The 12,080-nt window shown below is 63.8% G+C and carries 9 protein-coding genes and 1 tRNA gene; 4 read left to right on the forward strand and 6 right to left on the reverse strand.

Annotated features, from left to right (window positions below):
• The first annotated feature begins 234 nt into the window (after positions 1-234).
• Genes IAQ70_RS13180 through IAQ70_RS13190 form a run of 3 tightly spaced genes read left to right on the forward strand, consistent with a single transcriptional unit; the run spans position 235 to position 2,932 of the window.
• On the forward strand, positions 235-1,047 hold the full coding sequence (locus tag IAQ70_RS13180) for an ABC transporter permease (protein WP_223860018.1): 813 nt from the start codon (positions 235-237) through the stop codon (positions 1,045-1,047).
• 38 nt (positions 1,048-1,085) lie between these two features.
• Entirely contained in the window at positions 1,086-2,108 is a 1,023-nt protein-coding gene (locus IAQ70_RS13185) for an ABC transporter substrate-binding protein (protein ID WP_190989767.1), read from the forward strand.
• 41 nt (positions 2,109-2,149) lie between these two features.
• The gene (locus IAQ70_RS13190) at positions 2,150-2,932 is read left to right on the forward strand and encodes an ABC transporter ATP-binding protein (protein WP_317983655.1); all 783 of its coding nucleotides are present in this window, start codon (positions 2,150-2,152) and stop codon (positions 2,930-2,932) included.
• Between the two features lie 137 nt (positions 2,933-3,069).
• Here IAQ70_RS13190 and IAQ70_RS13195 read toward each other — a convergent pair whose 3' ends face one another.
• From IAQ70_RS13195 to bcp, 6 genes are all read right to left on the reverse strand, one after another.
• Positions 3,070-6,288 (reverse strand): efflux RND transporter permease subunit, encoded by a 3,219-nt coding sequence (locus tag IAQ70_RS13195; RefSeq protein ID WP_190989769.1) that lies wholly within the window; start codon positions 6,286-6,288, stop codon positions 3,070-3,072.
• 65 nt (positions 6,289-6,353) lie between these two features.
• Positions 6,354-7,856, reverse strand: coding sequence for a malate:quinone oxidoreductase (locus tag IAQ70_RS13200; RefSeq protein WP_190989770.1), 1,503 nt, complete (start codon positions 7,854-7,856; stop codon positions 6,354-6,356).
• 79 nt (positions 7,857-7,935) lie between these two features.
• Positions 7,936-9,609: an ABC transporter substrate-binding protein gene (locus tag IAQ70_RS13205; RefSeq protein WP_407682586.1), complete on the reverse strand. Its 1,674-nt coding sequence runs from the start codon at positions 9,607-9,609 to the stop codon at positions 7,936-7,938.
• A gap of 187 nt (positions 9,610-9,796) precedes the next feature.
• Entirely contained in the window at positions 9,797-10,474 is a 678-nt protein-coding gene (locus tag IAQ70_RS13210; RefSeq protein ID WP_190989771.1) for a fasciclin domain-containing protein, read from the reverse strand.
• 232 nt (positions 10,475-10,706) lie between these two features.
• Positions 10,707-10,788 (reverse strand) — tRNA-Leu (locus tag IAQ70_RS13215).
• Positions 10,789-10,937: 149 nt separating this feature from the next.
• A complete protein-coding gene (gene bcp / locus IAQ70_RS13220) occupies positions 10,938-11,411 on the reverse strand; it encodes a thioredoxin-dependent thiol peroxidase (RefSeq protein ID WP_190989772.1) in 474 nt (157 codons plus the stop codon).
• Between the two features lie 95 nt (positions 11,412-11,506).
• On the opposite strand from bcp, the gene IAQ70_RS13225 reads away from it, so the two are divergent.
• A complete protein-coding gene (locus IAQ70_RS13225) occupies positions 11,507-11,962 on the forward strand; it encodes a MarR family winged helix-turn-helix transcriptional regulator (RefSeq protein WP_190989853.1) in 456 nt (151 codons plus the stop codon).
• The last annotated feature ends 118 nt before the right edge of the window (positions 11,963-12,080 follow it).

Raw genomic sequence — 12,080 nt, forward strand, 5'->3', positions numbered from 1 at the left:
TTCGCAACCCCACGCGGCCGGACCGCATTGCACTGCGGCAGGCGGACTCTGCGGGAAAGGGCTTGCCGAGTATGCCCCAAACCTTTGACATGTGGGCCGAATCACTCTAGATTGTGGATCAGGAAAGCGCATTCCAAGCTCCTGTCCCTTTCTATAACGCGGAGAATCCCCATGCCATCAACCGTCAGCGATGCCCGAGCGGTGAGTGTCCAGTCCGAACGGCAAAGCCCCGATATGGATCCACGTCCCCGCAAGAACAACTTCCTCGCGAAATGGGCAGCAGAGTTTTGGCGGCCCGTGGCGTTCGTCTTCGCCCTTGTGCTTTTGTGGTGGCTGGTCACCGCGCAGAAGTGGGTGGCTCCCTTCATTCTTCCCAGTCCCCAGGACACCCTCAGGGCCCTGAGCGAGAACGGAACGTATCTGGCCCAGCACACGGGCGTGACAACGCTGGAGACCGTCCTGGGCTTTGTCATTGCCATACTTCTGGGTGAACTCGTCGCGGTCCTGATGGTCTACTCGCGGTCGCTGGAGAAGACCATGTACCCCATCATCCTGTTCGCGCAGGTTATCCCAAAGATCGCCATTGCTCCCTTGTTCGTGGTCTGGCTTGGCTTTGGCCTGGAGCCGAAGATCTGGGTCGCGGTGCTGATGGCCTTTTTCCCCATCGTGGTATCCGGCATGGCCGGCCTGCGGTCAGTCGATCCGGAAATCCTGGAGCTGACCTCGACCATGGGAGCCAATCCCTTCAAAACATTCCTCAAGGTCCGGCTGCCGGCGTCGCTGCCCCAGCTGTTCTCCGGTCTTAAGGTGGCGGCAACCCTGGCGGTCACGGGCGCAGTCGTCGGGGAATTCGTCGGGGCCAATGAGGGCCTTGGCTACGTCATCCTCCAGGCCAACGGCAACATCGACACGGCCATGCTCTTCGCGGCCCTGATCATCATGTCCCTCCTGGGCATTCTGCTCTTCGCGATCATCCAGATTGCCGAATGGTTCCTCGTTCCGTGGCAGGCCTCGCGGCGCACCGGCGGCGCATCCACCAACGGCTAATTCCTTTACCCGCATTCCAACTCAATGGAGAGAACACTATGAAACTTGTCCGTACAGCCGTCCTGGCCGCCATCGCGGCGGGATCACTCGCCCTCACAGGATGCGGTGGAGCAACGCAGCCTGGAACCGCTGCCTCCGGATCCGCAGAGTCAAAACCCGCGACCCTGATGTTGAACTGGTATCCCTATGGCGAGCACGCTGCGTTTTACTACGGAGTGCAAGAGGGCATCTTCAAAAAGCACGGCATCGACCTGACCATCAAGGCGGGCCAGGGTTCCACCAAGACTGTCCAGGCAACCGGCCAGGGCCAGATGGACTTCGGCTGGGCCGATACCCCCGCGGTCCTGGCCAACGTGGACAAAGGGGTCAAGGTGAAAAGCCTCGGCGTCTACCTGCAGACCACTCCCTCTGCCGTGCAGGTCTTCACCGACTCGGGAATCAAGGAGGTAGCCGACCTCAAAGGCAAGACCATCGCCACGTCTGCCGGAGATGCTCCCAGCGTCACCTTTCCGCTCTTCCTGAAGGCAGCAGGCCTTGCGGAAACGGATGTGAAGCAGCAGAACCTCGACGCTGCAGGAAAGGTCGCGGCGGTCCTCTCAAACAAGGTCGATGGCCTGATTGGATTCGCCCACGACCAGGGGCCGACCATTGCAGCCAAGAGTGGCAAGGCCATGACGTACTTGCGCTACTCCGACCAGGGCATCAACTTCTACTCGAACGGCCTGATCTCCTCCGATGACTACCTGGCCAAGAACCCTGCCCTGGCCAAGGAGATGATGGCTGCCGTCTCGGAATCGTTCACGGCGGCCATAGCCAATCCTGAAGCTGCTGCCAAGTCGATGGAAGGCAAAGACCCCCAGGTCCCGGCACAGGCCGTGGTGCTGGAACAGTGGACAGAAACCATCAAACTGCTCAGCACGCCGGCCACCAAGGGCAAGAACCCGGGCATCAATGATCCCGCTGACTGGGCTTCAACCATCAAGACGCTTTCCGGAGCAGGCCTCATCGGAGAAGGCAGCGACGCGTCCAAATACTTCGATTCGCAGTACCAGCCAAAGTGAAAGCTGAGAACGACATGACAGCCCTTTTGCACGAGAAACGGGTGACTACGACCCAACCGGTTGTGACCATCGAAAACCTGAACATCACCTACTCCACCAAACGCAGTAGGATGACCGCCCTGGACGGCATCAACCTCAATGTTGAACAGGGCGAATTCCTTTCAATTGCCGGGCCTTCGGGTTGCGGAAAGTCCACCCTGCTCAAGGTCGTGGCCGGATTGACCGCTGCGACCAGCGGCCAGGCGCAACTGCGGGGCCAGCAGATCAAGGGGCCGCGCCGCGATATCGGCTACGTCTTCCAGCGGGCGGCACTGCTCGAGTGGCGCAACGTCAGGGGAAACATCCTGCTTCAGGCCGAAATGCGTGGCATGGATAAGGCCAAGGCAGCCCGGCGCGCGGACGAGCTGATCGAGATGACCGGCCTTGGGGGATTTGAAAAGTCCTTCCCGCATGAGCTGTCCGGGGGTATGCAGCAGCGGGTTTCCCTGTGCCGGGCTCTCCTGCACGAGCCAGACGTCCTGCTGATGGACGAACCGTTCGGCGCGCTGGACGCCCTGACCCGGGAACGCATGAACATCGAGCTGCACCGCATCTGGCGCGAAACCGGCACTACGGTGATCCTGGTGACCCACTCCGTGGCTGAGGCGGTGTTCCTGGCCAACCGCGTGGTGGTGATGAGTGCCCGGCCCGGCACGATCCTCGAAACCCTTGACGTGCCGCTCGGTTCGCATCGTGACTATGCGGCAACCATGGAGGATCCGGACTTCGTGAGGGTTTCGGCGCGCGTGCGGGAGCTGCTGGGGGCATCACACACCGCCGAGTAAGCGGCGGGCGGGCATCACGAAGGAGCGTCCGAAGCGGGGAGGGGGAGCCGAATGGCTCCCCCTCCCTTTCGCTTCTGCGACTTCTGCGACGTCTGCGATGGAGGAAGCACGTACGGTGTTGCCCCTCCGGCGCGGGGCTACTCGGGGTCGCCCGCGGCGGCGCGGCGGCCGCTGACCTTGGGCGTCATGCCGGTGGTCCAGTCGCTGAACTCTGCGTCGACGTCGTCCGCCGCCGCAAACTCAGGGCGCTCCTGCAGGGCCAGGAGCAGCGTTCTGCGTTCCCGCCGCCCCTCCACGAGGCGGTACAGCACGGGAACCAGCACCAGAGTCAGGGCAGTGGAGGACACCAGCCCGCCGATGACCACCACTGCCAGTGGCTGGGAGATGAAACCGCCGCCCCCGGTCAGACCCAGCGCCATGGGCGTCAGGGCGAAGACAGTGGCGAGGGCGGTCATCAGGATGGGGCGGAGGCGCTGCCGCGCCCCGTGCGTGATGGCGTCCGCCACGGTCATCCCGGGCAGGCCGTTCCGCGGCTGCCGGTATTGGTTGATGAGGTCGATGAGCACGATCGCGTTGGTGACCACGATTCCCACGAGCATCAGCATGCCGATCAGGGATGGCAGGCCCAGGGGAACGCCGGTCGCCAGGAGCAGCGCGACGGCTCCGGTGGCCGCAAACGGAACCGAGACCAGCAGGATCAGCGGCTGGACCAGGGACTTGAAGGTGGCCACCATGATGACGTAGACAATGGCGATGGCCGCGAGGAGCGCCAGGCCCAGCTGCCGGAAGGACTCTGCCTGCTGGGTGGTGGCGCCGCCCAGTTCCGCCGTGACCCCGGCGGGCAGGCTGACCTCCGCGAGGCGCTTCTGCACCTCGGCGTTCACCGCACCGAGGTTGGAGCCCGACGGCGTGACTGACACTTTCGCGGTCTGCTGGCCGTTGCTGGCGGTGATGGAAACCGGTACGTCCACCTTCTCGACGGAAGCGATGCTGCCCAGGGTCACCGGTCCGGCCGCGGCCGGCAAGGCGATGCCGCGCACCGCGTCGATGCTCGTGAACCGGGTGCCTTTGCCGATCTGTACGGGGAAGTCGTTGGTCTCGATCCGGACGGTGCCGGCCGGGATGGGACTGATCGTGGCGGCCAGGACGCCGGCCACCTGCTCCTCGTTGAGTCCTGCGGCGGCAGTTTTGGCCCGGTCCACCTTGACCTGGACCACCGGCTGGCTGGCCGCGAGGTTGGTGGTCACCTCGCTGGTCTCCGGGACACCGGTCATGGCTTCCACCACGGTGTCGCTGGCCGTGCGGAGGTCCTCGGAGGTCGCCGCCTTGATGGTGATGTCCACAGTCGAGGACGTGCCAAAGCCGCCCTGCTGGGAGCCGACGGTAATCTTCCCGGAATCGGCCACCCCGGCCAATTTCGTGCGGACCGTTTCCTGGAGCTTTGCCTGGTTCACCTTCTCGTCCGTCACCACGGTGAACGTGGAGTTGGAGGAGCCGGAGGAGGTGAGGGCGGCGAAGCCGGCCTGCGCGTTGCCTGAGGTGACCTGGACGTTCTTGACGCCCTCAATGCCGCGGAGGACTTCCTCGAGCCTTACCGCCGCGGAACTGGTGTCGGCAAGGCTCGTCCCCGCCGGCAGCACCTGGCGGACCGTCATGCTGTTCTGGCCGGAATCGCCGAGGAGGTTGGTGGCCAGAAGCGGCGTCATGGCACCTGTCCCGCCGAGCACCAGCAGGGCGGCAACGAGGGTCCACACCGGATGTTTCTGCGTCTTGCTCAAGATGGGCAGGTAGGCGCGCTGCAGCCGGCTTTTCTGTTCGGACTCGTGCGCCTTGGCCCGGGCAGCGGCAGCGGCTTCACGGGCGGCGGAGCCTGGTGCGGCAACGGCCGGGCTCTTAAGGAACCAGTAGGCGAGGACCGGAACGATGGTCAACGAGACCAGCAGGGATGCCAGCAGCGCCATGGTGACCGTCAGCGCGAAGGGCCGGAACAGTTCGCCCGCGAGCTCGCCGACGAAGGCGATGGGCAGGAAGACTGCCACGGTGGTCAGCGTCGAGGCGGTGATGGCCCCGGCCACTTCGCGGATCGCGGTGAGGATGGCGGCCACTTTTTCCTCGCCGTAGCTGAGGTGGCGCTTGATGTTCTCGATCACCACAATGGAGTCGTCCACCACGCGACCGATCGCGATGGTGAGCCCGCCCAAAGTCAGGATGTTCAGCGAATAGCCCGTCGCCGAAAGCCCGATGAAAGTCACCAGGAGCGAAAGCGGAATGGACACCGCTGTCACCAGGGTGGAGCGCGCGGACATCAGGAACACCAGGATGACGGCCACCGCGAAGCCCAGCCCCAACAGGCCCTCGGTGGTGAGGTCCTTGATGGACTTCTCGATGAACGGCGCCTGATCGAACACGGCGGTGAACTTGGCGTTGGATCCCAGTTCCGCCTCAAGGGCGGCCAGCGAGTCGTTGACGGCGTGGGAAATGCCCACGGTGTCGCCTTCAGGCTTCTTGGTGACGGAAACTGCCAGCGTTTCCTCGCCGTTGGTCCGGGTAATGGACGTGCGTTCGTTGTCTTTGAGGCTGACGTCCGCGACCGTGCCGATCGTTGCCCCGTTTTTGGCCCCGCCCAGCGGCAGCGACCTAATGGTGTCCAGGGAGTCCACCGGGCTGCCGATCTGCAGGGACAGGGTCTTGCCCTGTTCCTCGATGGTGCCCGCCGGGATCAGTGATCCGTTGTTCCCCAGCGCGTTCCGGATGGACTCGATGGTGGCACCGCTGGCGGCCATCGCTTCGGGCCGCGGGAGGACCTCGATGTGCTGGGTTGCCCCGCCGGTTACGTCGGCGCCGCGGACGCCGTCGATCTTCTGGAGCCGGGGGACCGAGAGCCGCTGGAGGTCCGCGTTGAGTTCGCTGAGCGGCTTGTCCGAGGACACCGCGAGGAACACGATGGGGAAGTCGCTGATGCTGCCGGCGAACGCCTGCGGCTGCACGTCCGCCGGCAGGGAACGCTTGGCGTTGGAGATGGCCCGGTCAATCTGGTTCCGGGCACGGTCAAGGTTGGTGCCATAGGTGAAGACCATGGTGATCTGCGACGTGCCGTTACGCGACGTCGAAGAGGTGGACTCCAGTCCCTCCACCCCGTTCAGGGCTGTCTCCAGCGGGGCGCTGACCTGTTTGTCCACCACTTCCGGCGAGGCTCCGGGCATTGGGGTCAGGACCGTGATCTGCGGGAACTCGATGGAGGGGATGAGTTCCTGCTTCAGCGATGACATGGTGATCACGCCGAACACCGATGCGAAGACGGTGATCAGCGCGATCAGTGCCCGGTTTGCCAGTGAAAGTTGTGCCAGCCGGAACATCGCGTGGTCTCCTGTGGGGTTGACGGACTGCTGGGACCGGACCTGCCCGCCAGGCCGGCGATGCGTCAGTGGTTGGCGGGAACGCTTTCCAGCTGGAGTGCCTTGGCGGTGGCCGCTTCGAGTTCGGCAGCCAGGTCCGGGTTCTCGTCGAGCTTCACGCCGTAGCCGGGCATCATGTCCTTCAGCTTGCCCTGCCAGCCCTTGAAGTTCTTCGGGAAGGCTTTCTGCATCAGTTCGATCATGATGGGTACCGCCGTCGACGCGCCGGGCGACGCGCCCAGGAGCGCACCGATCGAGCCGTCGCGGCCGGCGATCACTTCAGTCCCGAACTGCAGCACGCCGCCCTTCTTCGGATCCTTCTTGATGATCTGTACACGCTGGCCGGCGGTGATCAGTTCCCAATCGCCGTCCTTGGCCTCGGGGTAGTACTCGCGAAGCGCCTCCACCTTGTCGCCGTGGCGCTTGGCCACCTCTTTGATCAGGTAGGCCGTGAGGTCCATGTTGTCCTTGGCCACGGCCAGCATCGGAATGATGTTGCTGGGGCGGATGGACAGCGGCAGGTCCAGGTATGAGCCGTTCTTCAGGAAGTTGGTTGAGAAACCGGCGTACGGGCCGAACAGAAGGGAGCGCTTGCCGTTGACGTAGCGGGTGTCCAGGTGCGGGACGGACATGGGCGGGGCGCCCACGGACGCCTGGCCATAAACCTTGGCGCTGTGCTGGGCCGCGAGGGTCTCATCGGTGCAGCGGAAGAACTGGCCGGACACGGGAAATCCGCCGTAACCCTTGCTCTCCGGGATTCCCGAAGCCTGCAGGAGGTGCAGCGCACCGCCGCCCGCGCCGACGAACACAAACTTGGCGTGGATTTTCCCGTGCTCGCCGGAAGCCGGGTATTTCAGTGAAAGGTCCCAGCCGCCGTCGGACGCTTTGGTGATGCCGCTAACCTCGTGGCCGTAGTTGACCTCGACGCCGTTATTGCCCAGGTAGGTGGTCAGCTCACGGGTCAGGGCCCCGAAGTCGACGTCGGTGCCCTCAGCCGCCCGGGTGGCGGCGATGCGCTGCTTGGGGTCGCGGCCCTTGACGATCAGCGGCGCCCACTTTGCGATCTGTGCGTGGTCCTCGGAGTACTCCATGCTGCGGAACAGGGTGTGGGACTTCAGTGCCTCGTAGCGGGTCTTGAGGAAGCTGGCGTTCTTCTCGCCGATCACAAAACTCATATGCGGGACGGTGTTGATAAAGCCCTTGGGCGAGCCGATCAGCTGCTCCTGGACCAGGTGGGACCAGAACTGGCGAGAGAGCTGGAACTGTTCGTTGATCAGCAGCGCCTTGGCAGGATTCACCGAGCCGTCCTTGGCTGCGGGGGAGTAGTTGAGCTCGCACAGTGCGGCGTGGCCGGTTCCGGCATTGTTCCAGGGGTCGGAGCTTTCCAGGCCCGGCTGGTCCAGGCGTTCGAACAGGGAGATTGTCCAGTTCGGCTCTAGCTGCTTGATGAACGCCCCGAGGGTGGCGCTCATGATGCCGCCGCCAATCAGGACAACGTCGGCATGTTGGGTCTTGGATATGAAGGTCACAATCAGTCTCCGATAGCAGCGGCTCTGGCTGTCACAGAATATCCCTGCCCGGCCCGCATACTGAAATTGGGCGCGGCCGTCAAGGCTTTAGCTGCACCTTCGTGAAAACTTCACTTAGTACCGGGGACGCCGGATAGCTGCTGACGCGGTCTGACAGGGCCAGCGCCGAAATGGGGAAGGCGATGGGAACAGCCGGGACAGTGGCCGCGATCTGGGCGTTGATGGTGTGGTACTGCTCATCGCGTTCCTTGCCGGCGGGCAGGCCCCGGGCCCGGTTGATCTTGGAGAAGACCTGCGGGTCTTGGTAGCCGAACTCACCATTCTTTTCGCCGAACAGGGGGCCAACAAAGTTTTCGGCGTCCGAATAGGCGCCGTTCCAGCCGAGCAGGTGCAGCGCGTGGTCACCCGGTGACTGGACCTTCTGGAGGTAGCCGTCAGACCAGTCCACCGGGACAGGCTTGACGTTGAACCCGACGGCGGTCAGTTGCCTGCTCAGCTCCGCGTAGATTTTCTCGGGCGTGGGCAGGTAGGGACGGGTGGCGTTCAGCGGGTAGTAGAACCGGAGCTCTTCCCCGGCGTAGCCGGCTTCGGCAAGATAGGCCTTCGCCTTGGCCGGGTCGTGGCCCAATTCCGGGGCTTCGTTGTTGAAGCCGCTGATTTTGGGCGGGACGAATTGTGTGGCCTTGGCCGTGTTATCGATGAAGAACTTGCGGATCAGGGTGTCCTTGTCGATCGCCAACTCGACGGCCTGGCGGATCTTCAGGTTCTGAAGGATCGGGATTTCTTGGTTCATACCCAGGTACATCACCGAGAACGGGTCACGCTGGACGATTTGCATGCCCCGCTTGACGAGCTGGTCGAAGTTCCCCACCGTGACGGCGTCGTAACCGTCGATCTTGCCATCCAACAGGGCCTGCAGGCGTGTCTGCGGGTGGTCGTACGTGACGAAATTGATGGTGGCGATCTGGCCACGGTTTCCCCAGTACTCCTTGTGGGTGACGAGGCGGACGCTGGTTTCGTCCCAGGCGGCCAGGCTGTATGGCCCCGTGCCCACGGGGTTGGTGGCAAATGCGGACACAGGGTTGCCGTACCGCGTCTGGTTGAGCACATCGGCGGTGCCTGTGGTCAGCGCTGCGGGGGAGGCGATGGCAAAGGCCGGCAGGGTCAGTGCCTGGAGGAAGGCCGTGAAGGGCTGGGTGAGGTCGATCCGGACCGTGTCAGGGGCCTCTGCGGTGCAGCTCTTGAAGATGGAGAGGGCAGCGTCGTCGGAATGGGCCTTGAACACGCTCTTGAAAGAGATTCCCGGCGCCTGCATGCGGAGTTCCGCGGGGAACGCGAACCAGCGGTTGAAGTTGTGGCAGACGGCATCGGCGTTGAACGGCGTGCCGTCATGGAAGAAGACACCGGTGCGGAGCTTGAAGGTGTAGGTGCGGCCTTCGTTCGATTCGGTCCATTCCGTCGCCAGCAGCGGGGTGGGTTTTCCGGTGGTCTGGTCGACTCCCACCAGGCCCTCAAGGATCTGGCGGGTGATCCGGTAGCTCTCCACATCGCTTGAGAGGGCCGGGTCCAGCCCCAAAGGCTGGGATGCTGTGCCGAAGGTGAACGTTTCGGTGGGCTCGGATGCCGTGGCGGGCGTTGTGGGTGACGTGGACGACGGTGACGGCGAGGGGGTGCTGGTACAGGCTGTCAGGCCTAACGCCATAAGAACGGCGCCGGTCTTGATGACCGTTCGCCGCGATGTACTGCTGGGCACTCGTCTATCACCTCTGGGCTGTTTCTGGCCGGCGCCGCCTACTGCGGGCCAAGGACACAGTCTAATTGACGGGGCCCGGTGTTCCCGGTAACCGCATTGCCCGGCGCAAGGTAGCGGCCCGTTCCTGGTGGGAACGGGCCGCTGTGAGTCCCTGGTGCCGCCGGTGGCCGGCGCCGGTTTAGGTGTATTACTTGGGCATCAGCACCGAGTCGATCAGGTAAACGGTGGCGTTTTTGGTCTTGACGCCACCGCAGATGACGTTGGCGCCGTCGACCTGAAGCGCATCCCCGCTGCCGGTCACGGTGACCGAACCGCCCTGGACTGTGGCGTGGGTGCCGGCGATCTTGTCAGGGGTGATCTGGCCGGGAACTACGTGGTAGGTCAGGATCTTGCTCAGCAGGGCGTCGTCGGTCTTCAGCGTCTCGATGGTTGCCGCGTCGATCTTTGCGAACGCGTCATCCACCGGGGCGAAGACGGTGAACTCGGCGCCGTTAAGCGTGTCCACGAGGTCAACCTTCGGGTTCAGCTTGCCGGAGACGGCGGCCGTGAGCGTGGTCAAAATGGGGTTGTTGGAGGCGGCGACCGCTACCGGGTCAAGGGCCATGCCGGCAACCGAACCCGCGCCGGTGGGGACCTTCTCGGCGTAGCCGGCGCAGCCCTTGCCCACCAGGTTCGCTGCCGGATCCATGGCGGCGGCGCTGGCGGTCATGGACGGTGACGGCGCCATGCTGGACGTCGTCGGTGCGGCCGACGGAGCGGAGGTGCTCGGTGCCGTTGTGGTCGATCCGCCGCAAGCCGTGAGGCTCAGCAGGGCTGCAGCTGCAACGCCTGCGACGGTGAAGGATGTGCGCTTGAATGACTGCATTTCGGTTCTCCTTGTTTGTGCCGATTTCTTGCCTGCCGCAGACATGGCGCCTGCCGCGTGACCTGTTCCGACTATCGGGCACCTGCCCTTGGCTGGTGTCTCATGGGGTATTCGGGCGGAGTTCCGAAATGGATGGGTGGATCGAAAAGACTTTCTTTAATCAGTGGTTATGGGGCCATTCGGTTAAATGCAGAGATCCCGGGCCGTGGGGCCCGGGATCTCTGGGTAAATGTGCGCAAGGGGGGACTTGAACCCCCACGCCCGAAGGCACAGGAACCTAAATCCTGCGTGTCTGCCAATTTCACCACTCGCGCTTGGCAGCTGACGGTGTTTCTGCTCCGGCCAGCGGACTGGACCGGGAGCAAAACGTACGACGGCGGATGCCAGTTTCCATTGTAGCCTCGGCCGGGTGCCGTTCCTGTCAGTCCCCGGCCCCTGCCGCGTCCTTGCAGACGCGTTTCGGCTACCGGTCCAGTTTGAGGTCGCGCCGCAGTTTCGCCACGTGCCCGGTGGCCCGCACGTTGTACTGGGCCAACGCCACCTTGCCGTCAGGATCGACCACGATGGTGGAGCGGATCAGTCCTTCGTAGGTCCGTCCGTAGTTTTTCTTTTCGCCCCACGCGCCGTAGGCGTCGGCCACGGCATGGTCTTCGTCTGAAAGCAGCGGGAAGCTGAGATCTTCGTTGGCGGCAAAGGCGGCGAGTTTTTCGACTGAATCGGGGGAGACGCCCAGGACGCGGTAGCCGGCCGCGGTGAAGGAGGCCAGGTTGTCGCGGAAGTCGCACGCCTGTTTGGTGCAACCGGGGGTGGAGGCCGCCGGGTAGAAATAGACGATGGTGCCGGCGCCCCGGTCCGAAGCCAGGCTCACGTCCTGACCCGACGAATCCTTCAATGTGAAGCCGGGCGCCACGGCACCGGTCAGAAGTCTTTCAGCCAATGTTGATCTCCTTGTTGCAAGCGGGACGTATCACCCTAGTAAGCATCTGCAATCGATGCTAACCAGCCTTAGCTATACTTGCAGGTATGCCTGACATGGATCGCTGGCCCACAGGGCGCTTATTGTCCACCGCGGCGCGCCTCGTGGAACACTCTTGGAACGAGAAGCTCGGCGCCATCGGGCTGACGCATGCAGGCGTGATAGCCATTGAAGTGCTCGCAGCCCAGGGTCCCATGACCCAAGCACAGCTCGCCCAGTTTGTTCGGGTACAGGCCCAGACCATGGGGAAGACGCTTACGCGGCTGGAGGCCCACGGCCACATCGCCCGCGTGCGCAGCACCTCTGACCGGCGCAGCCAGGTGGTATCCCTCACCGACAGTGGCCGGGAAGCGGCAGCCGCCGCCGTAGAGATGGAGCGCTCGGTGCTGGCCGCGGCAACCATCGATCCTGACCTGTTGCGGCATGAGCTTCAGGCTGTCGTCAGGGAACTGGCAAGTCAGTTCTCATCACCGGCCACCCGCGCCCTGGTGGACGGCTCGCCGCTGAGCTAGGGACGCTCGCCTCGAAACGCTCGGAAAAAGATTGTCGTTGAATCGCCCTCGGCACCTGGACAGGCATCCATCACCGAGACAGTCAGCGTGGTATTGACCGCAGCGCAAAGCAGCAATA

The sequence above is a fragment of the Pseudarthrobacter sulfonivorans genome, assembly GCF_014712225.1.
Classification (GTDB): domain Bacteria; phylum Actinomycetota; class Actinomycetes; order Actinomycetales; family Micrococcaceae; genus Arthrobacter; species Arthrobacter sulfonivorans.